We start from the raw sequence: 25,314 nt of genomic DNA on the forward strand, positions 1-25,314 counted from the left end.
GGAAGCACAGTATGTACCTAACTACTAGCGGAGCTGGTGGCGGCTGAAGGGCGCAACCTGCTAACACAGATACTTTAAAAGCGCAGGCTATTAGCCTGCGTTTTTTATTACCCCTAGTCATGCCAGTGCCTTATTTGTGACCCACCAAAGAACCAAGAATATAACCTATTGAATTTTCAAGAAATATATTTACCGACCGGTGATTATTAGTCCCCTGTTGCCGTTTATTGTCAATTGCTGTAACCTTTTGCTGTATATTTAAACAGTTTAAAGGTCTTCTACATGGCAACTATCCGGGAGCGCACAACAAGCAAGGGTGAAACCCGCTATCAAGCCATAGTCCGCCTTAAGGGCTTCCCACCTCAAACAGCCACCTTTAACAGAAAGACCGACGCCAAAAGATGGGTCACAAACACTGAAGCTGCCATACGTGAAGGAAGGCACTTCAAAACTACCGAATCAAAAAAGCATACCCTAAGCGACCTGATTGAACGCTACATAAAATACGTCTTACCCGCCAAACCCAAGAGCCAGCTTAAGCAGGCAGCTCAGTTACGATGGTGGCAATCTGAAATTGGCTACCTAACGCTTTCAGAAGTGACACCAGCTCGCTTAGGCGAAGCAAGAGACAAACTGCAAAGGGGTCGCCAACCTGCGACTGTGGTGAGGTATATGGCGGCCCTCTCCCATGCTTTCACTATTGCTTCAAACGAATGGGGATGGCTTGAAGATAATCCTCTGCGCAAGGTACGCAAACCAGTAGAACCAAGGGGTCGCGTGCGCTTTCTGGATGAAGACGAACGCTCAAGGCTGCTAGCAGCTTGCAAGCAGTCAGAATGCGAAGCCCTGTATCCTGTCGCCGTTCTGGCTTTATCTACTGGAATGCGACAAGGAGAAATCCTATCACTAGAATGGTCTCAGATTGATTTAGCAAGGGGTTATATCTATCTAACAGAAACCAAAAATGGCGAACGCCGAACAGTTCCACTCGTAAGTCATGCCAAACAGCTAATTACTGACTTATCAAAAGTGAGAAGGATCGACACTAACCTAGTGTTCCCTAGCACCATCAAACCAGAAGCTCCTATTGCAATTCGCCGCCCCTGGGGGGATGCTCTGAAAGCTGCTGAAATCCAGGATTTCAGATTCCATGATTTACGCCACACCGCAGCAAGTTATCTTGCAATGAATGGGGCTTCTTTAGCTGAAATAGCAGAAATATTGGGGCACAAAACTCTTCAGATGGTTAAGAGGTACGCCCACCTTTCCGAGCAACATACCAGTCGTGTTCTCGAATCCATGAACAGGAACATGTTCAGCTAATGGACAAAGAAAGCGAAGAACCCAAACATTACAGCTACTGTGACGCTGTAAACTTTCTGTTCGAAAAGGAATCTATTTCACCAATAACCCGAGAAGTAGAGTTCGATATATGGGCATATTTGGATTATAACAACGTCCAACCTTATTTAGACAAAGAGCTTACACAGAAAACCACAGCTAAAGAATGCAACTCTTCAGGCATAACACTTAGTGCCTGCTATTTCTCTCGTGACCAAATCAACTCATTTGACCCTGACTCCAATAACAACACCGGTCGTTGGATTACCTTTCAAGACTTATCACTACGCTGGCTTCGCATATCACAAAACAAGTCTCTCGAAGCAATAAACGATCTCATTGTCAGCACCCACAACAAAACCATAAACAACAATCGGTTTCTGTTGCATCCGGCTGCACCAGACGACGAGCTATTCGCAGTTGACCCAATAACCGATATAGCGAAGAAGCCACAAGAAGGGATGTTTCAACTAAGACAAGTCGAGCGATTTGAGAAACAATTTTTTTCTTCCAAATCTATGAATTTAACCCCACCTGAATCTATCGGTTATGAAGATGCCTTCCAATCATTACATGCTAACTACGAATGTTCACGAGAGGAGTTTACTGTATGGTGCCATTGGAACAGATGGGAACTATCCCCTTACTTAGACAGTGCTTTAACAAGACCTCTTTCCTTTTGGAAGGAGGAAGTAAACTCATTATCCACCTGCCTATTAGGAACTTACTTTAACAAAAAGCAAATAGAAACATTCACGCCTACAAACCGATATCTAACCTATGAAGAACTCGTAACCAGGATCGTAAATGTCAGCAATTATTCCCAAGAGGAAGCCAAGCAGTTAATTGCAAACAAGTTTAACTATGACAAAGGCAAAGAAGAGAAACCCGATGCTTTATCGGAATCGAACACACTAGGTATGGAATGGACCTTCCGCTTTAATAGCCCGTCTCCAGAAACAGCTGTATTCTGCGCAGACAAAGTCGAATCATTCATAAGCTCGTCATTTAATACCTCTTCCAGCCCGACTGACATGCTTACAACAGAACAATTTGTTTCACCCGATGACCCTCCACATGGCAAGCGTCAGGAACAACAGCGGGAGGCTATATTAGCAGGCATACGAGCAAGGGGGCTTGACCCCAAAAAACTCCCTATGGTGCCAAATGGGAACCCAAGCATCAAAGCCGACTTAAGGAAGGAGTTATCGAACCTTGCCATATTCTCTGCCCCAAGTAGCTTTAACAAAGCTTGGGAGCAGCTGTCACAATTTGAGGACATAGCCTTTAGCGAAAGCGAGCCACCCTTCCCCCCTAAATAAACATAAGGGAAGGCTTGCAGGGGGAAGGGTCCCCAAGCCCAAAATCACCGTCATTGGTAGCAACAGACCGCTATCAAAAATGAAAATCCACAACATCATACGGTGAACATCATGAACAACACCCCTAAGCCAAGACGGCTTGCAACAGTAAAAAATACGGCTCTCAAATATCCAGATGCAAACATAACTGAAAGCAGTTTGCGCTGGCTCATATTCAATGGACATGAAAATGGGTTTAACAAGTGCATAGTCCGAATTGGTCGAAAGATATTGATTGACCTGGAGCTCTTAGAACTTTGGATGGACGAACAAGCAGCAAATGGGGGTGCAGCATGACTCTCAATATCAGCTACCCCAAACCACAATGCTTATGTGCGCGATACTTGGCCCGATTCTTACAAGGCGAAACCCTGAAACATAGAGAGGCTGACAGCGCAACAGGGAGCTACAGACTCGCATCACACGTCCACTACCTTCAGGAAAAGCATGGCTGGCACATAGAGCGTAGGGAAGTTACTGAAGCTACCAGGGACCCCACAGGGAGAGCTGCTACCTTCATGGAGTATTGGTTAGCTACCAGCTTGATTGAGTGGGCAGGCTCCCAAGGTCAGGAATATGTTGAAAAGGTCTTGGAATTGGAAGCCATCAGAATAGCGGATAGGCTGGCGGCCACCAGCCCAACCGCAGATGACAATCCTATGGAGACTGACAAACCAAAGCCTAACATGGAATCAGTCTTATGTAACGACCATAACCATGGGCAGGAATAGAGAACGAACCAAAGGGCGCAAGGATGCGCCTGGAGGTTTTGCAGGCATTCCAAGGTATGTAATGGACCACCCTGACTACAAAAGCTTAAGCGGAAACGCGGTTAAGGTGCTTATGATGCTGGCCTATCAGTACAAGGGCAAGGGTAACGGAAATTTAACGGCAGCTTGGTCAATCGCCCAGAAACATGGTTTTCGGTCTGAACCCACCTTGAGCAGGGCCATAAGGGAATTAATGGCGAAACGGTTGATTATCCGAACCCGTGAGGGCCGATTTCTGAACCCTGGTGGCCAATGCGCCCTGTATGCATTGGCATGGAAACCCATAGATGAATGCCCCGGCAAACGCCTTGAAGTCGGGCCGACAACACGACCACCACGCCAATTCAGCATCAGAGACAAATAAGACAACCCGCTTTAGAAATGGATGCCAAAGGCTTTAGTTTTGGAAGCGACAAGGACGTCAAATCCACCTATTGATTCAATGTAAACGGTTCTATCACTTCCAATTCTGAAGCCATGGGAGCTTTTACTGCTTTCATATTTGGAAGCCTTCTTATATTACCAGGGGTTACGGAGATATCATTGATACATCAGTTTCAGATTTCTATCGAAATCATTAGGCAAATCGGGAGTTAAACCATGGGTGGCCTTGGAAGTGGAAACAGAAGTCGCATCAGCAACACCATGACAACCGAAGAGTACAAGAGAATCGACATTCGGTTTTTGAAGACTCTGAATATACTTGGCAAGTACCGTAGTGGCATCCTCACCTGGTCCTGTAATGGCTCTCAAACAGGATTTATCAACTATTCCATATCACCCAGCCAGTTGAACCTCGATTATCGTTTCCGAGCTTCTGGCGAAGACTGGCAGCCAGTTAAACAACAGATCGACCTAATCCAGACCAATTGCAACTATGGAGGTTCGAGGATGTGGTTTGCCTGCCCCAAGTGTAACCGGCGCTGTGGCGTTCTATACGCAGGAGGCCACTTATTCCTGTGCCGCGAGTGTTACCGGATTCCATATACCAGCCAAACCAAAGGACCAATCGACAGGTTAATTCATAAGCTGCACAAACTGGACGACAAGCTATTCGATGAAACAGGATATCGAAAAAGGAAAGGGATGCACTGGAGCACCTTTGATAGGCTTATAAATATCCGTGACGACCTGGAAGGTAGGATCGACCAACTAATATACGGTTTGCACCTTGAAGGCATTCCCAGGGGTGGATATACCAAATAGTCCAGGCACACTGCTGTCACACTAGGGGTTAACTAACCATCACCCCCAACAAGAACCGACAACAGCCATTGCAACCCTAACTGACTGATAATATTGTAATTTATTAGCGTGGATTGCTGTGCTTTGTGGACAAAAACCGATTGAAAATCCCCGTGTCGGTGGTTCGATTCCGCCTCCGGGCACCATATTAAAAAGCCTCGGTTTGATACCGGGGCTTTTTTGTTTGCGTGACACCCGTTTGCCTGCAACCGCAATCCCATCATTCTGCAGCGGCACAGCCGTACCTTCCCACAATACAGCCCCGCTATAATGCTCTAGTGCATGGCCACTTTGCCACACCGTCTTCACATAAAACGGTGTTCCAGTTCCATGCGCACTTCCAGATCCTGATTCACCGCCTGCTGTTTGAATTCGGAAGGGGTTTTACCGGTGAGGCGCTGGAACGCAGTTGAGAAGTATGCAGAACTTTTAAAGCCGAGGCGTTCGGCCACATCCTTGCAACTGAGGTGATCTTCGCCCAGCAAGCGCATGGCGGCCTGAATGCGTTCTTCCGCAATGAACTTATGGATGTGGCGCCCGGTGGCCTGCTTGAACGAACGCGACAAATGCCCCTGGCTGATGCCGCAGAGTTTGGCCAGTTCTTCCAGGTTGGGATACCCCAACTCCAGTGACACAGCAACCCGTTCCTGGATACGGGACAACTGCCAGGGTGCCAGTGCGGAACTGACCTGATCTTTGGCGGCCGCTATATCCAGTTGTTGTGCATGACGGGCCAGCTCCACCAGCATCAATTTGCACACGGCTTCAATCACCATGTGCTGACCAAAACCGGGCTGGTCCAGTTCGGCATACAGTTTTTGCATTAAAAACTCCATGCGTTGATTGCGCATGGCCAGCAACGCTGCCAGATGCTTTTGCCAGCTTTCCAGGTTGCGCTGGGTAATGTCTTCAAAAAAATTCCGATCAAAATCGCAATGCAAAAGGCGCAACGGCTTTTCGATGGGAAACAGTCGGGCGGAATAGCCCGGTGGCAAAAATACAACGGAGCGCGTGCGCGGAAACGTGTGCGGTGTGGAAAGCTTGCCGACGCGCAAAGGGGGATGATCTTCTGACAAACGTTGCGATAATTTATAACAGGTGTAGACCGGCGTTTCAGTAACATCAAACCATTGGACGGTGGCTACTTCGACACAGACATGGGGTAACTCAACTTGCCTTTCTATGATGAATTCCATGATTTTTTAAATGCTATAAACGTAGGCAAAGCAAAACGCACGTTTAAATTCGTTGTTGTTGTAATTGTCAATTCAGTTTTACTCGATCCCACCGCAAAAAGCCAGCCGATATAACACCGAATTGTCGGCTGATGACCATATTTTACAAACTAAAGAGTTTTTCTTAGGTAGACCCCCACCCCCTCTATTCAATATATACAAAGGCCTCCAGACCAATTCGATATATACAAAGTGTTCGCTTTTTTGTTCCCCATTCGCATTTCGAATTTTTGCGCAATTTCTGTTTTTCCAATACTAAGTAGACGCCCTCCCGGGGGATGCGTTTACACATTCACCAGCGAAAGCTAGATTGGAGTTCCCCCTATTTTAAGGGATAAAAAATTAACAGCGCGATGCACAGCGTTTGACGCGCCCCCAAACAAGAACAGACGTAAAGAACTCAACGTTCTTACAAACAAATAACTGATAACAAAAAATCGAAACAGGTAGTATGGAGATTGAATATGTGTGGAACCAGAACGCGCACTGCCGTTACACCCCCAACAGCACACACCCCACCCCAAACGCACGATCACTTCACCGCTGCCAGATTGCGTTTTAACGCAAACCTGCTGGCTGTGGCGGTCTCATCCATGATGTCCGCCGGCATCAGCACCTCGGTATTGGCCGAAGAGCCGCCGGCCGCAGAAAACAAAGGGCCGGCCCTGGAAGAAGTCACCGTTACGGCCCGCCGCCGGGAAGAAAACGCGCAGGAAGTGCCGATTGCGCTGAAAGTCATGGATGCTGAATACCTGGAAAAACAGAACATTGTCGAACTGGAAAGCCTGGCCACCGCGGTTCCCGCCGTCACCATTTCCAACACCGGCACATCCTCCAACGCGCCCATCGTGGCGGTGCGCGGACAACGCCCCACTGATACCACGTTATCGTTGGATCAATCCATCCCCATTTATTTTAATGAAGTGGTGATGACGCCGTCTCAGGGCACCAACCTGGCGTTCTACGACTTGTCAAATATTCAGGTGTTGAAAGGCCCCCAGGGCACACTTTTTGGCCGCAACACCACGGGGGGTGCATTACTGATTACACCCGCTGCCCCAACCCTGGAACAGGAAGGCTATGTTCAGATTAAAGCCGGTAACTATAACTTGTGGGGGCTGGAAGGCGCATTCAATATGCCGGTCAGCGACAACCTGCAATTCCGGGTTGCCGGGTTCACCACCAAACGGGATGGATACCAGGATGTGGTATCGGACAATGACCTGAAAGGCGAAGAACTGTGGGATGAAGATTCCCAGGGTTTGCGCATCGGCATGAATCTGGACTTCGACAACTTCTCGAACCTGACCATGCTGGCCTATGACGAGAACGATATGCTGTCACGGGCACCAGTGATCTCCGGCTATGCACCCATTCAATTGGGGGGCCTGATCGAAGCGGCCTATAACCAGAACGGTGAAATGGACGCTGCCCTGGCGCGACAGAAAAACCGCTCCGCCCACGATGTTGAGATTGATCTCTTGGGCAGGGAAACCGTCGAGAACTTCTTTGCGTCCAATACCACGCAGTTTGAAATTTCCGATTCACTGTCCATCAAAAACATTTTCGGTTACCGCACGGTGGAAACCACCCGTACCGTGGATGCTGATGGCACGGCATTCCCCATCTTTTCCAACGGGATCAGCGATTACGGCGCCGAGGTAACCCGTGATCCGGAAGGCGCTGAGGTCATCGATGCAGAGCAATTCAGCAACGAGTTCCAGCTGCTGGGCAGTACCGACAAGATTGAGTGGATCACCGGCCTGTACTGGTACAAGATGAACGCCTCCCAGGATGGTTTGACTCAGGTGTTCTCCGGCAACATCCCCACGCCGGCGCCGGGAATCTTTTTGCCCGCCTTTATTTATCAGGCATCACCGGTTGGAGACGTGAACAACGAAGCCTATGGTATCTTCGGTGAGGCCACCTACCATTTTGACGAAGAATGGGCGCTGACCCTGGGTTTGCGTCAAAGCTGGGATGAGCGCAGCGTCACCGTGAAAAACCAGAAGCAGGCGCCACCGACACCACCGCTGGAGTTCAACCTGGTCACCGACCCGCTGGAATGTGCGGTGAAGGACAAAAACGGTAATACCGAACCGGATTGTGCCCGCACCGAAAGCGAGACGTTCTCCTCACCCACCGGCCGCATCGTGGTGAGCTATACCCCGGATGACAGCACCCTGATTTACGGTAGTGTCTCCACCGGTTATCGCTCCGGCGGTTTCAACCTGCGCGCCGTTGACAACGAAACCCTGAAGCCGTTCGATGAGGAAACCGTAGTCACCTACGAAATCGGCCACAAAGCCGAATGGGATTCTGTGCGCACCGCGGTGGCAGCCTATGTACAGAAGTACGACGACATCCAGAAAACGGTGGCACTGTTTACCGGCAGCAACTTCGAGACCAGCACCATCAATGCGGCTTCCGCCACGATTCAAGGTTTTGAAGCCGACGTGATGTGGGCCGTCACCAACGACCTGGTGCTGACCCTGGGTTATGCCTATACCGACGCCAGCTACGACAAGTGGATCGCCGAAGTCAGAGACCCCGACACCAACACCATGGTGGAAGTGGATGCCTCTGATGATGACTTTGGCTTTACGCCGAAAAATACCGCCACGGTTTCTGCGTCCTACACATTGCCCACCAGCGCGGAGCTGGGCGAGATGACGTTGTCAGGTTCGGTTTACTGGCAGGATGAAATGGTTAACTTCGCCATTCCCTCTGAGTTCGAGGTGACGGTAACCGACGACGCTCTGCGTGAGGTTGCCTATGAGTCCATCAACGTGAAGTCCTATGCCGTGGCGAACTTGCGCTTCGACTGGCGCAACATGATGAACTCAGACTTCGACTCAGCCCTGACTGTCAGCAACGTCAACGACAAGGAATACGTGATCGGTGGCTTTAACCAGATTGATTCGTTAGGTTTGGTTGAATCAGCCTATGGGCCACCACGGACTATCATTGGCTCACTGCGCTATAACTTTTAATTCTTAAAACACAGATACAAACATTAGTTACAAAGAAGGGAAAGCTTCATGAGAAAATTCATTCCCCCTTTACTAGTTCGACATTCGGTTTTTCTGCTGTCTGCTAGCTTTCTTCTTTCAACCAACAGCATGGCCGCCAGCCTGGATAAAGCCGTTGGCGAAAACACCAGTGCCAATGTTTCTGCCCAGCAGTCACAGAAGAAAGTAGACGCACTGTCGCACCAGACCGATAAATTGTTTAACGAGTACAAGGTTGTCAGCAAAGAGATTGATGGCCTGCAGGTCTACAACACTCAACTGGAAAAGCAGATCGCCAACCAGTTGAAGGAAATGCAGTCCATCAACCACTCCATTGACCAGGTCACCGTGATAGAGCGCCAGATCATTCCCCTGATGCTGAGCATGATCGAAGGCCTGAAACAATTCGTCGTCCTGGATGTGCCGTTCCTGCAGGATGAACGCCAGGAACGCATCAGCAATCTGGATTATTTGATGGAACGCTCGGACGTCTCAGTAGCGGAGAAATTCCGCAAGGTGCTGGAAGCCTACCAGATTGAAAACGAATATGGCCGCACCATTGAAGCCTATCGGGGCACCCTGGACATCAACGGCAGCCAGCGCGAAGTGGACTTCCTGCGCATCGGCCGCATATCGCTGATGTACCAAACGGATGATTCCCAACTCTCCGGCATCTGGAACAAGAACAGCCAGCAGTGGGACCCGCTTTCCAACCAGTATCGCAGTGCCATCCGGGATGGCCTGCGCATCGCTCGCAAGGAAGTCGCGCCCAATCTTTTGAAACTACCGATTCCGGCGGCGGAGGCAGTACAATGAAAACCCGTGTGACCCTATCATCCCTGCTGCTGGGCCTGGCCCTAAGCAGCCCGTTACTGGCTGCGCCGGCGGCAAACCTGGATCAGTTGCTGGATCTGGTGAAACAGGGCCGGATTTCCGAAGCGCAGGAAAACCGCGCCCGGGAAGCCCGCTTTCAGTCAGAGAAGAGCAATCAGGAAAAGATTCTGGCGGAAGCCAAACAAGCCCGAACCAAGGAAGAGCAACGCAGCTCCGACCTGGAAGAAAAGTTCGAAAAAAATGAGCTGGAAACCGCCGCACTGCAGGAAGCCCTCAACAAGCGCCTGGGTTCCCTGAAAGAGCTGTTCGGTGTACTGCAACAGGTGGCCGGTGACACCACCAGCCAGTTCCAGACATCCCTCACCAGCAGCCAGTATGAGAATCGCGGTGAGTTTCTCACCCAACTGGCCAAAAAAATGGGCACCAGCTCCGAGCTGGCGTCCATTGAGGAAATTGAACGCCTGTGGTTCGAGCTGCAGCGGGAGATGACTGAATCCGGCAATGTCGTCAAGTTCAACCATGCCATCATTGATGCCACCGGCCAGGAAAAGCAGGCAGAGGTAATCCGGGTGGGCACCTTTAATCTGGTGGCAGACGGCAAATACCTGAAATACGACAGTGAAACCGGCAAGATCGCCGAACTGCTGCGGCAACCATCCACCCGTTTTGTGGAAACCGCTGCAGCCCTCAGCACGGCAGCGCCAGGGGAACTGGTGGAATTCGGCCTGGACCCTTCCCGCGGCACCCTGCTGTCAGCCCTGATCAAGGAACCCAATACCCGGGAACGGGTGGAACAAGGCGGACTGGTGGGCTACATCATCATCGGCGTTGGCGTTCTGTCCTGGCTGTTGGCATTGGAGCGGGTCATCACGCTGTCAATCACCCGGGCCAAAGTGCGTGCCCAGGCCAAGTCCGATGACGCCAAAACCTCCAACCCGCTGGGCCGCGTGCTGACGGTGTACCAGAACAATCCAAGCCTGGACCCGGACACCCTGGAGCTGAAGCTGGCAGAAGCCATTATCAAGGAAAAGCCCCGCCTGGAGCGCTTTATTCCCCTGCTGAAGATCATTGCAGTGGCAGCACCCCTGCTGGGGCTGTTGGGTACGGTAATCGGTATGATCGTCACCTTCCAGTCCATCACCCTGTTCGGTACCGGCGACCCCAAGCTGATGGCCGGTGGTATTTCCCAGGCGCTGGTTACCACGGTGCTGGGTCTGCTGGTGGCATTACCCACCCTCTTTTTCCACAGCGTAACCAATTCCATCGCCAAAAACGTGCTGCACATTCTGGAAGAACAAAGCGCCGGATTGATTGCTGTGCGAATGGAGCAGGAACATGTTTTACGCGCTGCATGATGTTTATGAATCCCTGCGGGTGTTCCTGGAAACCGGGGGCACCGTACTGCTGCTGATCGGGATCAACATCTTTGGCATGTGGACTCTGATCTTTGAGCGGATCTGGTTTTTCCAGATCCGCTACCGCAAGGACAAAACCAACACCCTGGACCAGTGGCACGCCCGTCGGGAACGGCAATCCTGGCCCGCCCAACAAATTCGTACGGCGCTGATTTCGCAAAGCCGGGAAGCACTCAACGACCGGCTGGCGCTGATCCAGACATTGGTGGCCATCTGCCCCCTGCTGGGGTTGCTGGGCACGGTGACCGGCATGATCGAGGTGTTCACTACGATGTCGTTCTTTGGCACCGGTAACGCCCGCAACATGGCTGCCGGGGTATCCAAAGCCACCATTCCCACCATGGCGGGGATGGTGGGGGCATTGTCCGGGCTCTTTGCCATTACCTATTTGAAGCGCTTTGCCCAACGGGAGAGCGAGCTGATTGAAGATGGGCTGACAACAGAACATTGAAGCGGGTGTGGATTACCAACCGGTACTCTGCACACCAGGCCCCATTATTGAGGTACGCATTATGAGAAGAGCATTATCCAAACTGAACACCGAAGAAGAAGATTCCGGCATTGACCTCACCCCCATGCTGGACGTGGTGTTCATCATGCTGATCTTTTTTATTGTCACGGCTTCCTTCGTCAAGGAATCCGGTATCGATGTCAACCGCCCAGATGCGGAAACAGCACAGAAGAAGGAGCGCGCCAATATTCTGGTGGCCATCGACGAACGCAATCAGATCTGGATCGACAAACGCCAGGTGGACCCTCGCGCCGTACGCGCCAACATTGAGCGACTGCATGCGGAGAATCCCCAGGGCTCTGTGGTGATCCAGGCAGACAAGAACTCCAAGAATGAACGCTTGGTACAGGTAATGGATGCAGCGCGCCAGGCCGGCGTCTATAACGTGTCCATCGCCGCCAATGAGAGTTGAGGCTGACTCAAGATGTACTCCAGAATCCTTTTCTCAACTGTTCCGGCGTTGGTCATCACCCTCGCTCTGTACCTGTTGATGATGTCACTGATTTCCACCGCCCGGCAAAAGCTGGGAGACGATGGCGAACGCTATGTGGTGGATTTCGTACGCCTGAAGCAGGAGGAAGCGGTTAAAACCAAAGACCGTCGCCCGGAAAAACCACCCCAGCCGGAAGCACCACCACCGACGACAGTACAGCCCGAGCTGGAAGCACCGGATATAGAGCAAAGCAGCCTTGCCATCGCCGCAGCACCCATCGACAAAACCCTCGACATCGCCACCGGGTTTGGCCTGGGTGCTGCCGACGGAGATTTGCTCCCCATCGTAAAAGTACAGCCGATCTACCCGCGCCGGGCATTGTCCCGTGGCATTGAAGGCTACGTGATCCTGGAATTTACCGTCACCAAAAACGGTTCGGTAAAAGATCCGGTGGTCATCGAATCGGATCCGGCCCGGATCTTTGATTCCGCTGCCATAAAGGCCGCCCTCAAGTTCAAGTACAAACCGCGTATTGTGGACGGTGAACCGGTTGACGTGGCAGGGGTACAGAACAAGCTGACGTTTCAGATTGAACAATGAACACAAGACTGTTGCTCAACGCCGAGCCAAGATTAACTCAAAACCAAACAAATTATGCCGGTATGAAGATGTTCCCAAACCAAGGCCTCAACCGAACAGCCCCCAGCCTCCGCCTGCGGCGCGCCACGCTTAGCCTGGCGTTGATCAGCTCGCTGGCTTTTATTCCCGCCACGTTGCTGAGCAGCGCCAGCCAGGCTGCTGAAACCCAGTCCACCCACGGGCAGCGACAAACGGTGAAGACACCGGCCCTGCGGGAGAAAATTTATAAAGTGCTGACAGAAGCCCAGGCCAAAGCGGAAGAAAACCAACCCGCTGAAGCGTTGAAAATTCTGGATGGACTGAAAAAAAGTTCCGGCCTGAACAGCTACGAAGCCGCCATGATGTGGAAGTTCTACGCCTACATCTATTATTCCCAGGACAACCACCAGCAGGCCATCCAGAGTTATGAAAACCTGCTGCGCCAGGAGGCCCTGCCCCGGGCATTGGAGCTGGAAGCCCTGTACAGCGCTGGTCAATTGTACTTTGCCCAGGAGAATTACAAAAAATCCATCGACTACCTGGACCGCTGGTTCGCCCTCACAGACACCCCTACTCCCCAGGCTTACATCATGCTGGGCCAGGCCTACTATCAACTCAACCAGATGAATAAGGCCTTGCCGCCCATCCGGTCTGCTATTGCCATGGCCGAACAGAGCGAGGGCCGCGCCAAGGAAAGCTGGTATCTGTTGTTACGAGCCCTGTATTTTGAGCAGAACAACTACCAGGCGGGTGCCGATGTGCTGGAGAAACTCATCCAGTATTACCCGAAAAAAGAATACTGGGTGCAGCTGTCCAGTGCCTATGGTGAATTGAAGCAGGAAAGCAAACAGTTGAGCACCCTCGAGATCGCCTATCGCCAGGGTCTGTTGGATCGGGAAAGCGAGTGGCTCACCCTGGCACAGCTGATGATCTTCAATGACATCCCCTACAAGGCCGCAAAGGTACTGGAAAAAGGCATCGACAAGGGCATCATCCGGCCGGAGAAAGACAACCTGAAGCTGTTGTCCTATGCCTGGTCCACCGCCCAGGAAGCCAAGAAAGCTCTGCCGGTGCTGGTGCAGGCCGCCGCAACATCCCAATCCGGGGAGATCGACATCCAGCTGGGCTCAACCTATTACCAGTTGGATGAGTGGAATCAGGCGGTGCGCTATCTGCGGGAGGGAATCAGCAAGGGCGATCTCAAACACAAAGGCAATGCCTACCTGTTGCTGGGCCTGTCCCTGTTCAATATGAATGAGTTTGAAGATGCGCGCTATGCCTTCAAGCAAGCGGCCACATTCGACGGCGCCAAAACCTCGGCAAACCAGTGGCTGAACTATGTGGATAACGAGATTCAGCGGCGGGATCTGTTGGCACAAACCCTGAAATCCATGGATACACCCTGAGCGGCCACCCACGGCCGCAGATTCCACCTATACTGAACACAATAACGTCTTTGCAACAGGTTTTCGCCATGCGTTTGTTCGTTGGCCTGCTGCTGGCACTGAGCTGTACATTGTGTTTCGCCCGCCAGCCCTACACCGTCATCAACCAGGTCACCATTCACACCGGTGACTGGTATCCACTTTCCACCCGGGACATGAAAGCGGCCGCAGTGGATACGGCCCTCAGTGAGTTCACCGGCACCGGGCAGTTTCGAATTCTACCTGCAACACCGCCCGCCGCAACGCCAACAGACGGTCGCCTGGATCTCGCGATCTCCCTGATCGGCCCAGCCGAGGTGTTGAAGCTGACCGCCGCATTGCATCTGCAGGATCAGCCCAGCTACGTGGCCAGCGTCTCCCTGGACATTCATGGCATGGATTACCAGGGCATTTACAATGCCTTTGAATTTGTCGGCCGCGAGACCGCCAAACGCCTCAACGCCAAATTACAGTTTGCGCAGGTGGCGCAGGCCCCCGCGCCGGACCGGGAGGCATCCGACCTGTTCAACCAGGCACAGACACTGAAGCGGGAAGGCCGTTACCATGAGGCACGGGCCCACTTTGAAGCCCTGGCAGAACGCACACCGGCCACCCAATGGAGCGCCCTGGCGGCGGATGAACTGCGCTACGGACTGCCCCTGTACGAGGCAGACAACATCCTTCCAGACCATGCCCTGCAGGCCTCGGACCGCCTGCTGGAGCAGATGACCAGCGTCAGCCATCTGTATCGGCAGATCCTGGCGGACAACGGGGATCAACCCCAACGGGTGGTGGACATTAACCAACGGCTGGACCAGGTAGCCTTGAGCCTGAAGCACCTGCGCAATGCCATCACCGCCAACGCCTTGAGCCGCGCCACCACCCTGCGCATCCTGGTATTGGAACAGCTGATGCAAACCGGCCAATGGCCCGCAGAGAAGCACATGCGCCAACTGCTGCAACAGCACGGCGATGAATATGAACTGGTGCGCTATGAGCACAGTGCAACAGAGGGCGATCTGGTGATCCGGGATCAGCGCTACGATGTGATGTTGCAGCTCAGTGGCGATGAGCGGGGAGTGACCCTGCAGCCACTCACCCGGCAGCCTGCAGCAAAACCCATTTAACCCCAGCAGCTCCCCCCATGCGGGCAATGGCTATTTGAGCACGGAAAACAGGCTGGTGTAGTCATCCGTCCAGGGGCGAATGGGCACAAACGGTGGCACCACTGCCACGGACTGAATCTGATCGGAAGTGAGCAAATCCCGGTTGTTGCTGACCAGCACCCAGTCCGACGAGTAGTAACGGTCTTCAGCATCGCCTTGGTCGGCAATGGTGAACACCTGCAGCTGGTTGTCCCGAGCCAGAGCGGTGATCACCGGCTCCAGATCCAGAAAGCGATTGCTGATATGAATCAGAATAGAACCGTCTTCCGCCAGATGACGCCGGTACTCGTCGAAGGCCTCTGCCGTTAGCAGATGCACCGGAATGGCATCACCGCTGAACGCATCCAGCACCAACACATCAAAGCCGTTGGCGGCCTCCTGCGCCAGGGACAGCCGACCATCACCCACCACAATATCGATGCGGTTAGGCTGATCCGCCAGATAGGTAAAATGCTGTAACGCGATGTCCACCACGTCCGGGTTGATCTCATACAGGCGGAAGCGGTCATCACCATTGCCATAGACCGTGAGCGTTCCCACCCCCAGGCCAATCAAACCCACATGGGCTGCACGCTCCCCGGTCACCTGTGAGAGCACCCGCCCCACCCCACTGGACGGCGCATAATAGGTGCCGGCGTAGATGCGCTTGTGCGGTTGCACGTACTGGTCACCGTGGGTGATGGCGCCGTGCACCAGACGTTTTTTCTCATCCGCCGTGCCCACAGCTTCCCGCTCCACCACCAGGGTGCCGTAAAAATTGCGACTGCGATGCAACGCCGTATCCTGATCAAAGCTCAGCAACGGCACGATCAGGTACAACAGAATGCCCACCTGCACCGCGTATTCCAGCTTGGGCATTCCCAAGCGCAATGCCCCGTTGTTCATCACGGCGGCGGACACCATGGACAACAACAACACTGCCGCCAGCCCCACATACACTTCATGCAGCCCGTTGAAGATCAACGGCGCCACCAGCGCCACGAACACACCGCCCAAGGCGCCCCCAAGGGACACCAGCAGATAGAAGCGGGTCAGGTAGGATTCGTGGGGCTTGAAAAACGCAAGCTCCCCATGACTCAACAGGCACAGGGCGAACAGGGACACGCAATACACCGCAATCTGCAACAAAATGCTGATGTCCGGGCCGATCAATTTGAACCAGAGTACGGCGGTGACCACCGGCAACAATAAAAATCGCAGCCAGCGGAGATAACCGGTGCCCACTCCACTGAATGCAATAATAAAGGTCAGCAGATAAATCGACATGGGCAGTACCCAGATAAACGGCACCGCCGCCATGTCCTGACTGAGCAGATTGGTAAACGACAACAGCAGGATCACCGGCACCGCAGACAAGCCCAGCCACAACAGTTGCGTGGTGGCCAGGGGTGCCGCCACTGTGGCCTGCGGCTTCACGTGCAGAGCCCCTTCCCTCTTTCCCTTTGCCCGCCACATCAGCAGCAGCGCGCAGGCCAGGGTCAACCCGCCAAACAGCAGGAACCCGGCGGACCAGCCCTGCGCCAGCAGCACCCGCGACCCATTGGGCTCAAACACAAAAGGAAAACTGAGCAGGGCCCCCATGGAACCCAGGTTGGAAAGCGCATAGAGCGGGTACGGTGAACGATGCGGATACAGCCGATTGAACCACACCTGCAACAATGGTGAAGAGGACGCCAGCACCAGATAGGGCAGACCGACGGTAAGCAACAGCAGCAACATCACCTGCCATTGCGGGGAATCGAGGCCCTGCACTGAACCGGACAAGCGAGGAATGATGGGTAGCTGAAGGGCCGCCAGCGCCACCAGGGCCAAATGCAGGATAACGTTGGTGCGCAACCTCAGCTTAGTGCTGAGATGCGCGTAGCCATACCCCACCAGTAACATCACCTGGAAGAACAGCATGCAGGTGGTCCAAACGGACGGGCTGCCCCCAAACCAGGGCAACAGGTATTTGGCGATTAACGGCTGAACCTGGAACAGCAGAAAGGCGCCTGTGAAAATCGAAACCGCATACAACCACACAGGCGTACCGTCAGAATCTAATGGTGAACTGGCCCACTGGGAATTCAGGGCAGATTAAGCGGCCTTGCTCTTGATAGAGAGCCGGCGCTCTCTGAACACTGCCACGATGCCCGCCATCAGGCTCAGCGCAATCAAACCGGAGGCAGCGTTCAATTCAGGTACGCTGGTGGTCTCGCCACAGAACTCCGATTTTTTACTGCAGGCTTTATCTTTACCTTTGCCTTTCGCGACCGGTGTTCGGTCAGGCAGGCTCTTTTCCGCTGCTTTCTTTTTGGCACCTTCGGTCGCCATAACACCGCCAGACATGGCCAGCATACAGCAGGCGCTTACCGCAACAATCCACTTACGTCCGTTCATATTGGATTCCCCAATGTGTAGATGTTCAGAAATGAATTACCCCAACGACACGACAAACCAAGCAAGAACTGTACAAAAACCTGTGGGAGGGCATTAACAATTGGACAACCACATGAAAAATAACCAATTAAACAACTATCCCCAATGTTCAGTTTGCTCAATCGTGTCCAGAGTGTGTGGTAAACTGCGCCGGAATGCAACAACAAGAACATTCATTGATCCATGGGGGAGCCTGCACGTGAAAGGCCGATTGTCTCACCGCCTCCGGGCACTGGTTATCATTTGTATCGCCTGCCTGAGCGGCAGCGCCTGGTCCGCAGAACGCTACATTCTGGCCACCGCCACCACCGGCGGCACCTATTACCCGGTGGGGGTTGCCCTGGCCACTCTCACCAAGGTGAAACTGGAACCCACCACCGGCATCGCGCTGTCGGCCATCAGCTCCGCCGGCTCGGCCGAAAATGTGAAATTGCTGAAGGACAACGAAGCCCAGTTTGCCATTCTGCAAGGGCTGTACGGAGCCTGGGCCTGGCAGGGCACAGGGGCCATGCAGGGTAGCGGTCCGCAGAAGCAACTGCGCTCGGTGACCATGCTGTGGCAGAACGTGGAACACTTCGCCATTTTCAGCCATTACGTACACAGCGGGAACATCAGCGACCTGCAGCTTATGGCCGGCAAAAAGTTTTCCATCGGGGTGCGCAATTCCGGCACCGAGGGCTCCGGGCGCTTCATTCTGGAAGGCCTGGGTTTCGACCCCGAGCACCAGCTGGATCTGGTGTATCTGGGCTATGGCCCCAGCGCCAACGCGATCCAGAACAACACCATTGAAGGCTTCAATATCCCCGCCGGTGTTCCGGTAGGGGCGGTCACCCAGGCCTATGCCGCCCTGGGTGAAAACCTGCGTATTCTGGATTTCACCCCCGAACAGATTGCCCGGGCCAATCAGGGCCTGGACCTGTGGACCCCCTACACCATTCCCGCCAACACCTATCCCAGCCAATTGAAGCCGGTGCACACCATGGCCCAGCCCAATTTTCTGGCGGTGCGCAGCGATATTCCCGAACAAACCGTATACGCCATCACCCAGGCCATCTATGAAAACCTTCCCTTCCTGAACGGCATTCACAAAGCCACCCGGGATATGGCGCTGGAACGGGCCATCGTGGGCTTGCCCATGCCGCTGCACCCCGGGGCCGCACGCTACTTCAAGGAGAAAGGACTGACGCTGCCCGCCAAGCTGATCGCCGGGGAGTAAGATGGGCCCTGGCCAACGACGGATGACGCAGATAGGCACCGTGCTGGGCGTGGTGCTCTCCCTCTGCCATCTCTACTTCAATACCCTGAGCACGTTTCCGGACCTGTGGGTGGCGCTGTTTCATTTTGCCGGCTTTGGCCTGCTGTGCAGCCTGACCCTTCCCGCCCGGCCCACTCCCCAGCGCACGCTGAACCTGCTGCTGGGCGTACTGGGCGTTGTCGCCTGTCTGTGGCTGGGCTGGCAGGAGGTGGCGCTGTATGAGCGCGGCGTGGCCTTGAGCCCGTGGGATCGTGCCGCCGCCATAGTCGTCATTATGCTGGCCCTGGAATGGACCCGGCGCACCCTGGGCTGGACCATTCCCATTCTCACCCTGGTGGCCCTGAGCTATGTGGTGTGGTGGGGGCAGTGGATCGACGGCCTGTTCCACTTCCCCGGCCTGTCCCTGGATACCCTGCTGTTCCGCAGCGTGTATGGGGGTGAGGGCATGTTCGGTTCCATTGCCCGCCTATCCTGGTCCTACGTCTTTATCTTCATTCTGTTCGGCGCCTTTCTGCTGCGCTCCGGCGCCGGTGACGTGATCATCGAGCTGGCCCGTTGCGCCGCCGGGCGCTGGACCGGAGGCCCCGGCCTGGTGGCGGTGGTAGCCTCCGGGTTGATGGGGTCGGTGTCCGGCTCCGCCGTGGCCAACACCGCCTCCACCGGCGTCATCACCATTCCGTTGATGCAGAAAGCCGGGTTTCCACCGCGCTTTGCCGCCGGCATTGAAGCCGCCGCCTCTACCGGCGGTCAGTTAATGCCCCCGGTAATGGGGGCCGGCGCCTTCATCATGGCCAACTACACCCAGGTGCCCTATCTGCAGATCATCGGCTACGCGGCCCTGCCGGCCCTGCTGTATTTTTTGTCCATCGGATTTTTTGTACGGGTGGAAGCCCGCCGCCTGAACCTGCCCCGCCAGTCCCTCAGCGAGCGCAGCATCAGCCAGGTATTGCAGCAGGGTTGGCCTTCACTGCTGCCCATACTGATTTTGGTGGGCGCCCTGGTGCTGGGCTTCACCCCCACCTACGCCGGCGGCATTGCCATCCTCGCGGTGGTGCTGGCCAGTTGGTGCTCCAGGCGCCCTATGACCCTGCGCGATATCGTGGCGGCCCTGCATCAGGGAGCGCTCAACATGACCTCCACCGCCTTGCTGCTGATTACGGTGGGATTGATCGTGAACGTGGTGACCACCACCGGGATTGGTAACACCTTTTCGCTGATGATCAGCCAATGGGCAGACGGCAGTTTACTGCTCAGCCTGGCGTTGGTGGCCCTGGCTTCACTGATTCTGGGGATGGGGTTGCCGGTGACCGCGTCCTACATTGTGCTGGCCACGCTGTCGGCACCGATCCTCTATCAGCTGATCGCCGAGCAGCACATCCTGGGGCTGATGCTGGCGGGTGAACTGCCGGAATCGGCCCGGGCATTGTTCCTGTTGACAGCCCCGGACGCCCTCTCCCAACTCAGCACGCCCATGAGCAGCGCCAGCGCCCAGGCCCTGCTGGGCACCTTGCCGGATGAGCTAAAGCCGATGTTGTTGGAGCAGGCTCTGTCTCCGGCCCTGATCAGCGCCGCCCTGGTGTCCGCTCACATGATCATTTTCTGGCTGTCCCAGGACAGTAATGTGACGCCACCGGTGTGCCTGACCGCGTTCGCCGCCGCCGCCATCGCCAAAACACCCCCCATGCAGACCGGGTTTGCCGCCTGGAAGCTGGCCAAGGGGCTCTACATTATTCCCCTGCTGTTTGCCTATACGCCGTTGATCGGCGGTGACAGCGGGCAGGCGCTGTGGATTTTCGTCAGCGCGGCACTGGGGTTGTATGCGTTGGTGGGGGCCCTGCAGGGCTATCTGGAAGCGGGCCTGGGCTGGTGGCAGCGGGGTTTACTGTTGGCCGGTGGCTGCCTGTTGCTGTGGCCTGCCACCCACCTCACCTGGCAGGGGATAGCAGGGCAGGCTATAGGCACGTTCATTTTGCTGGTGGTGTGGCAGTGGAGCCGGCGCCGCGCCGTTTAATCAGGTCTCAACCCATTGCCGCAACAGATTGTGGTAGATGCCGGTAAGGCGGCTGATTTCGTCGTGAGGCGTCCCGCCCGCCGCCCGCAGGGCCTGGATACTTTGGTCCAGGTCGTACAGCAGCTCACGCTGGCTGTCGTCCCGCACCAGGCTTTGAATCCAGAAGAAGGAACAGACCCGGGCGCCCTCCGTTACCGGCAACACCTGATGCAGGCTTGAGGAAGGATACAGCACCATGTCCCCCGCATTCAGTTTCACCGCCTGGGCGCCGAACTGACCTTCGATCATCAACTCCCCACCGTCGTAGTCCTCGGGTGCGGACAGAAACACCGTGGCAGACAGATCCGTGCGCAGGCTGTCACGCCGACCGGGCAACTGCATCACCGCGCTGTCCACATGCACGCCATAGTGGCCACCGTCGGCGTAGCGATTGAATTTGGGTGGATAAATGGTTTTGGGTAAGGCCGCCGACACAAACTGGGGGTGCTGCGCCAGGGCACGCAACAGGTGATTGCCCAGAGCGATGGCCAGCTCACCTTCATCCGGCAATTGCAGGTTGGACTTCACCGCGCGGGCCACTTCGCCGGCGCTGTGACTGCCCGCCTCCCATTGAGCCTGATCCAGGTGCTGGCGAAACCGGGTCACTTCCTCCGCCGACAACAGGTTTTCAATCACAATCAACATAGGGCTCTCCTGGGTCTCAGCAATTTGGGCCTTAACCGATAGCGTTTCAATCCAATCGGAATACAGAATCCGGGCCGATATCCGCCACCGTCGGCGTGCCCGCCAACGCCATGCACAGCTCCAGTTCATCCCGCAGCAGGCGCAGTACGTGGGCCACCCCCAGGGCACCGGCCACCGCCAGACCGTACAGGAACGGCCGGCCAATTAACACGGCATCGGCGCCCAGGGCCAGGGCTTTGAACACGTCGTACCCGGAACGGATGCCGCTGTCCAGCAGGATGGGCACCTGCTTGCCCAGCGCCTGTCTCAGCTGCGGCAACACCCGCAGGGGCGCCGGCATACCGTCCAAAGCGCGCCCACCATGGTTGGACGCCACTAGGCCCTGCACGCCCAGACGCAGCAACCGTTCCGCGTCCGCCACGCGCTGCACGCCTTTCACCAGCACCGGCAAGTCGGTATTGTCCAGCAGCCATTCCAGATCCTGCCAGGTGGGAGCCTCCGCCATGGCGCCCTGCAAAATCACACTCTGCTCCGGCGTCAACGCCACCTGGGGCGGGGCGGCATAGCCTTGCAGGTTGACCGCACTCACCCCCTTGGGAAAAGCAAAGCCGGCCCGTTGGGCGCGCCGACTGGAGGCCTGCACAGTGGCATCCAGGGTCACCACGATGGCGCTATAACCGGCGGCCTGGGCCCGCCGCACCAGATCCAGGGTGTGCGCTCTTTGTGGCTGGAAATACAGTTGAAACCAACGCATGCCCTGATGTTGCGCGGCGATGTCCTCCAGGGAACAGGACGACAACGTGCTGGTGACCCAGCCCGCTTCCAAGGCATCGGCACCCCGGGCTGCTTCCAACTCGCCCTCTGGGTGCGCCAACCTCTGATACGCCACTGGCGCCAACAGGATAGGATGGCGCAGTCGGTGTTGTAATAAGGTAGTGTGCGTACCGCCCTGGGAAACGTCCGCCAACAGTCGGTTTTGCACATAGCATTCATCGAACACCCGCAGGTTGTCACGCAGGCTTTGCTCGTTGCCGCTGCCGCCCTGCAGGTATTCAAAAATCGGATGGTCCACGAATTCCGCCGCCAGGCGCTCATAGTCCGCCACGCAGGCAAGCGCGGCCGGAACTCCCTGTAACTTGGGTCGGGTGCTGCCGTTTATATTGGAATCCGGGTTACTCATTTCATTCGCCCCAAAGCACAGGAGGCATCCGTTTGGATGCCTCCTGGTTCAGCTTACATCTGGTAAGTGAAGGTGAGCACTGCGCGACGGGCATCCCCTATGTAGGTGAAAGCACCGCTGCGATAGGCCGCCAGGTAGTAATCCTTGTCCGTCACGTTGGTCACGTTCAAACGGGCATTCAGATCGTCCGTGATGTCGTATTCGGCGAACACGTCAAACACGGTATAGCTGGGCACAGTATAAGAGTAATCGTCGATGCTGTCGTTCCAGCCGGCAGCGGTGTCTGGCTGACCGGCGTACATCTCACTCTTGTACGTGGCGGTACCACCAAAGGCAAACTGATCCAGCAATTGATAGCGCAGCTGCAGGAAAGCACTGTCATCGGCAAAGTTGCTGAGCGCACGCCCAACATTGTCCTCGTTGACGGACTCCAGCACTTCAGACTTCATGACAGCCACACCGAACTGACCGCTCAGTTTTTCAGTGATATTACCCACGAATGATGCTTCCACACCACGAACCCGGTTAGCCGCCGTATTGGAAGAGGCATCTTCGGCACCGTAGCCGCCGCCCTCCATCACGTTGTCTTTTTCAATGCGGAAGACCGCCAGGGTCGCCAGGAGTTTCTGGTCGAACAGGTTCCACTTGGTGCCCAACTCCCAGTTGGTGACATCTTCCGGTTCGCCGATGCCACAGAAGCCACCGTAGCCGCAGTTGTTGCCCACGTCGGATTCACCGCCGCTGATGTTGGTGGCGGTGCTCCAGGTCAGATAAACGTTGCCGTTCTCCGCCACGTCGTACACCAGGCCTACGTGACCGTTCCAGAAGCCATCGTCATAACGAATCGGTGTCACCACCTTTTTGTCGTCCTGGATGGTCTGGAGGTCCAGGCTGTAGTCAAACAGATCGTAGCGCACGCCCAGGAACATGCTGAAATTGGTGCTGAAGTCGATGGTATCCATTACGGAAGCCGAGATTGTTTCGATATTCCAGTCGGAATCCCAGCGATCTTTATTGATGTCACGCTGCATCAGATCGGACGGGTTACTGACCCAGTCACCATTGGGGTCCATGATACAGTGGTTCGGGCGCGCACCACCGCGACCACTGGTAACGCAGTTGGTGGCTCCCAGATTATTCACCTCATAAATGCCGTTCAACACTTTATAGTCGGAATACTCCAGGCCAAAAATAAAGCTGTGGGCGATACCGGAGGCTTCGACGGTATCAAAGTAAAAATTCAGCTGGTCCACAAAATATTCCGCTTCCTGCCAGCCCTGGTGGGTGGAAAGACCAACCGTATAGGCACCCGGAGCATCCGGGTCAGTAGTATCCCGGTTAGTGCCTCGCGCACCCGTGGTCACATAGCCATTGTCCGTGGTGCCGTAACGCAGGGCGTTGGTCACGCGGAGCTGATCATTGATGTCGTAGCCCAGCCGCAGGGTGAAGGCGTTGATTTCAGAATCCTGAAAATCCTCTTCCTGGGCATAGGCCGGGATATCCTTCACCGGCTTGCCGCCATTGGGCATGATGTAAGTGCCCAGGTCCGGACGATCCTGCGCTTTCAGATAGTAGTAATCCGCAATCACGTTCAGCTTATCGGTGGCCTGGAATGAGGCGGACAGGGCCGCACCGGTACGCTCCCGGTCTGCAGGTGCACGATCAGGCACATCTTCAGCCGTCTGCAGCAGGTTGGCACGCACAGCCACGGTATCGCTCAGCACCAGGTTGGAGTCCACGGTGCCACGGTAGTAATTGTCGGTGCCCACACCCCCGGACAGTTCCGTGAAATTATATTCGGTGCTGGCCTGCTTGGTGATGCTGTTCACCGCACCGCCGGTGGTACCGCGGCCGCCGAACGTGGAGCTGGGGCCCTTGGTGATTTCCACCTGTTCAGTGGCAAAGCTTTCCCGGGTGGTCATGCCCGGATCACGCAAGCCATCCACGAACACGTCGCTGCGGGCCTCGTGACCGCGAATGATGTAGCGATCACCAAATGCGTTGCCGTTTTCCCCGGTGCCGATGGTCACACCGGGCTGGGCTTGCAGAATTTCTTTCAGGTCGGTGCGACCGGATTCTTCGATCATGGTGCCGGTCAACACGTTGATGGTCTGGGGGGTTTCCGCCAGAGGTTTAACGTGGCGCTGATCACCGGACACTTTGGCCTTGTAAGGAGCACCGGGCTCCGCATAGGGGTTGGTGTCGATGGTGCTGTCTTCGATCTGCAGGGTGTCCAGATCCACCGCCTCTTCTTCTTCCTGGGCCAGGGCCACCGGATTGAACATCAGGGCACTGATGCCCAGGGCAAGTGTGGTTTTACGGGTATTCAACCCTCCGAATGCGGAAGGCTGGCGCAGGCTCAGGGGGAGCTGTGCTTTACGTGAGGAAACAGGCATGCAATT

Annotated in this window: 19 protein-coding genes; 13 read left to right on the forward strand and 6 right to left on the reverse strand. The window is 55.1% G+C overall.

Annotation, left to right across the window (positions count from 1 at the left end):
• Positions 1-282 precede the first annotated feature (282 nt).
• The 3 genes from D9N14_RS04925 (at position 283) to D9N14_RS04935 (ending at position 2,999) form a co-directional block, all read left to right on the forward strand.
• Positions 283-1,323 (forward strand): tyrosine-type recombinase/integrase, encoded by a 1,041-nt coding sequence (locus D9N14_RS04925; RefSeq protein WP_290577553.1) that lies wholly within the window; start codon positions 283-285, stop codon positions 1,321-1,323.
• Positions 1,323-2,663 (forward strand): hypothetical protein, encoded by a 1,341-nt coding sequence (locus D9N14_RS04930; RefSeq protein WP_290577555.1) that lies wholly within the window; start codon positions 1,323-1,325, stop codon positions 2,661-2,663. Before D9N14_RS04925 ends, D9N14_RS04930 begins: the two co-directional genes overlap by 1 nt.
• 111 nt (positions 2,664-2,774) lie before the next feature.
• The gene (locus tag D9N14_RS04935; RefSeq protein ID WP_290577557.1) at positions 2,775-2,999 is read left to right on the forward strand and encodes a hypothetical protein; all 225 of its coding nucleotides are present in this window, start codon (positions 2,775-2,777) and stop codon (positions 2,997-2,999) included.
• Between the two features lie 2,023 nt (positions 3,000-5,022).
• Here D9N14_RS04935 and D9N14_RS04940 read toward each other — a convergent pair.
• Positions 5,023-5,913, reverse strand: a complete 891-nt coding sequence (locus tag D9N14_RS04940; RefSeq protein ID WP_290577558.1) for a helix-turn-helix transcriptional regulator — start codon at positions 5,911-5,913, stop codon at positions 5,023-5,025.
• A gap of 590 nt (positions 5,914-6,503) precedes the next feature.
• Between D9N14_RS04940 and D9N14_RS04945 the strand changes: the two genes are divergently transcribed.
• From D9N14_RS04945 to D9N14_RS04980, 8 genes are all read left to right on the forward strand, one after another.
• The gene (locus D9N14_RS04945) at positions 6,504-8,945 is read left to right on the forward strand and encodes a TonB-dependent receptor (protein WP_290577560.1); all 2,442 of its coding nucleotides are present in this window, start codon (positions 6,504-6,506) and stop codon (positions 8,943-8,945) included.
• A 48-nt stretch (positions 8,946-8,993) separates the two neighbouring features.
• Positions 8,994-9,779: a DUF3450 domain-containing protein gene (locus D9N14_RS04950; protein ID WP_290577561.1), complete on the forward strand. Its 786-nt coding sequence runs from the start codon at positions 8,994-8,996 to the stop codon at positions 9,777-9,779.
• Positions 9,776-11,152 carry a MotA/TolQ/ExbB proton channel family protein gene (locus D9N14_RS04955; protein ID WP_290577563.1) on the forward strand — a complete coding sequence of 459 codons (1,377 nt, stop codon included), beginning with the start codon at positions 9,776-9,778 and terminating at the stop codon, positions 11,150-11,152. The genes D9N14_RS04950 and D9N14_RS04955 overlap by 4 nt, the downstream gene beginning before the upstream one ends.
• Complete coding sequence (locus D9N14_RS04960) at positions 11,133-11,663, forward strand: MotA/TolQ/ExbB proton channel family protein (RefSeq protein WP_290577565.1); 531 nt, start codon at positions 11,133-11,135, stop codon at positions 11,661-11,663. The genes D9N14_RS04955 and D9N14_RS04960 overlap by 20 nt, the downstream gene beginning before the upstream one ends.
• A gap of 61 nt (positions 11,664-11,724) precedes the next feature.
• Entirely contained in the window at positions 11,725-12,135 is a 411-nt protein-coding gene (locus tag D9N14_RS04965; RefSeq protein WP_290577567.1) for an ExbD/TolR family protein, read from the forward strand.
• A gap of 12 nt (positions 12,136-12,147) precedes the next feature.
• Positions 12,148-12,756: an energy transducer TonB gene (locus D9N14_RS04970; protein WP_290577569.1), complete on the forward strand. Its 609-nt coding sequence runs from the start codon at positions 12,148-12,150 to the stop codon at positions 12,754-12,756.
• Between the two features lie 68 nt (positions 12,757-12,824).
• Complete coding sequence (locus D9N14_RS04975) at positions 12,825-14,180, forward strand: tetratricopeptide repeat protein (protein ID WP_290577571.1); 1,356 nt, start codon at positions 12,825-12,827, stop codon at positions 14,178-14,180.
• Positions 14,181-14,248: 68 nt separating this feature from the next.
• Entirely contained in the window at positions 14,249-15,325 is a 1,077-nt protein-coding gene (locus D9N14_RS04980; protein ID WP_290577573.1) for a hypothetical protein, read from the forward strand.
• A 30-nt stretch (positions 15,326-15,355) separates the two neighbouring features.
• Here D9N14_RS04980 and D9N14_RS04985 read toward each other — a convergent pair whose 3' ends face one another.
• Both D9N14_RS04985 and D9N14_RS04990 read right to left on the reverse strand, forming a co-directional pair.
• Positions 15,356-17,386, reverse strand: a complete 2,031-nt coding sequence (locus D9N14_RS04985; RefSeq protein ID WP_290577575.1) for a spermidine synthase — start codon at positions 17,384-17,386, stop codon at positions 15,356-15,358.
• 54 nt (positions 17,387-17,440) lie between these two features.
• Positions 17,441-17,743 (reverse strand): hypothetical protein, encoded by a 303-nt coding sequence (locus D9N14_RS04990; RefSeq protein WP_290577577.1) that lies wholly within the window; start codon positions 17,741-17,743, stop codon positions 17,441-17,443.
• A 238-nt stretch (positions 17,744-17,981) separates the two neighbouring features.
• On the opposite strand from D9N14_RS04990, the gene D9N14_RS04995 reads away from it, so the two are divergent.
• Together D9N14_RS04995 and D9N14_RS05000 are read left to right on the forward strand one after the other, a co-directional pair.
• Positions 17,982-18,998 carry a TAXI family TRAP transporter solute-binding subunit gene (locus D9N14_RS04995; protein WP_317622575.1) on the forward strand — a complete coding sequence of 339 codons (1,017 nt, stop codon included), beginning with the start codon at positions 17,982-17,984 and terminating at the stop codon, positions 18,996-18,998.
• 22 nt (positions 18,999-19,020) lie between these two features.
• Entirely contained in the window at positions 19,021-21,048 is a 2,028-nt protein-coding gene (locus tag D9N14_RS05000; protein WP_290577579.1) for a TRAP transporter permease, read from the forward strand.
• Here the strand turns inward: D9N14_RS05000 and D9N14_RS05005 are convergent, their stop codons facing one another.
• Genes D9N14_RS05005 through D9N14_RS05015 form a run of 3 tightly spaced genes read right to left on the reverse strand, consistent with a single transcriptional unit; the run spans position 21,049 to position 25,308 of the window.
• Positions 21,049-21,732, reverse strand: a complete 684-nt coding sequence (locus D9N14_RS05005) for a Fe2+-dependent dioxygenase (RefSeq protein ID WP_290577581.1) — start codon at positions 21,730-21,732, stop codon at positions 21,049-21,051.
• 46 nt (positions 21,733-21,778) lie between these two features.
• The gene (locus D9N14_RS05010; protein ID WP_290577583.1) at positions 21,779-22,912 is read right to left on the reverse strand and encodes an alpha-hydroxy acid oxidase; all 1,134 of its coding nucleotides are present in this window, start codon (positions 22,910-22,912) and stop codon (positions 21,779-21,781) included.
• A gap of 53 nt (positions 22,913-22,965) precedes the next feature.
• On the reverse strand, positions 22,966-25,308 hold the full coding sequence (locus tag D9N14_RS05015) for a TonB-dependent receptor (protein WP_290577585.1): 2,343 nt from the start codon (positions 25,306-25,308) through the stop codon (positions 22,966-22,968).
• Between the last annotated feature and the right edge of the window lie 6 nt (positions 25,309-25,314).

This window comes from Ketobacter sp., from assembly GCF_003671495.1.
Classification (GTDB): Bacteria; Pseudomonadota; Gammaproteobacteria; order Pseudomonadales; family Ketobacteraceae; genus Ketobacter.

Coding starts and splice junctions, on each gene's coding strand:
- D9N14_RS04925 (WP_290577553.1), top strand. CDS start 283: ATGGCAACTATCCGGGAGCGCACAACAAGCAAGGGTGAAACCCGCTAT.
- D9N14_RS04930 (WP_290577555.1), top strand. CDS start 1,323: ATGGACAAAGAAAGCGAAGAACCCAAACATTACAGCTACTGTGACGCT.
- D9N14_RS04935 (WP_290577557.1), top strand. CDS start 2,775: ATGAACAACACCCCTAAGCCAAGACGGCTTGCAACAGTAAAAAATACG.
- D9N14_RS04940 (WP_290577558.1), bottom strand. CDS start 5,913: ATGGAATTCATCATAGAAAGGCAAGTTGAGTTACCCCATGTCTGTGTC.
- D9N14_RS04950 (WP_290577561.1), top strand. CDS start 8,994: ATGAGAAAATTCATTCCCCCTTTACTAGTTCGACATTCGGTTTTTCTG.
- D9N14_RS04955 (WP_290577563.1), top strand. CDS start 9,776: ATGAAAACCCGTGTGACCCTATCATCCCTGCTGCTGGGCCTGGCCCTA.
- D9N14_RS04960 (WP_290577565.1), top strand. CDS start 11,133: ATGTTTTACGCGCTGCATGATGTTTATGAATCCCTGCGGGTGTTCCTG.
- D9N14_RS04965 (WP_290577567.1), top strand. CDS start 11,725: ATGAGAAGAGCATTATCCAAACTGAACACCGAAGAAGAAGATTCCGGC.
- D9N14_RS04970 (WP_290577569.1), top strand. CDS start 12,148: ATGTACTCCAGAATCCTTTTCTCAACTGTTCCGGCGTTGGTCATCACC.
- D9N14_RS04975 (WP_290577571.1), top strand. CDS start 12,825: ATGTTCCCAAACCAAGGCCTCAACCGAACAGCCCCCAGCCTCCGCCTG.
- D9N14_RS04980 (WP_290577573.1), top strand. CDS start 14,249: ATGCGTTTGTTCGTTGGCCTGCTGCTGGCACTGAGCTGTACATTGTGT.
- D9N14_RS04990 (WP_290577577.1), bottom strand. CDS start 17,743: ATGAACGGACGTAAGTGGATTGTTGCGGTAAGCGCCTGCTGTATGCTG.
- D9N14_RS05000 (WP_290577579.1), top strand. CDS start 19,021: ATGACGCAGATAGGCACCGTGCTGGGCGTGGTGCTCTCCCTCTGCCAT.
- D9N14_RS05005 (WP_290577581.1), bottom strand. CDS start 21,732: ATGTTGATTGTGATTGAAAACCTGTTGTCGGCGGAGGAAGTGACCCGG.
- D9N14_RS05010 (WP_290577583.1), bottom strand. CDS start 22,912: ATGAGTAACCCGGATTCCAATATAAACGGCAGCACCCGACCCAAGTTA.
- D9N14_RS05015 (WP_290577585.1), bottom strand. CDS start 25,308: ATGCCTGTTTCCTCACGTAAAGCACAGCTCCCCCTGAGCCTGCGCCAG.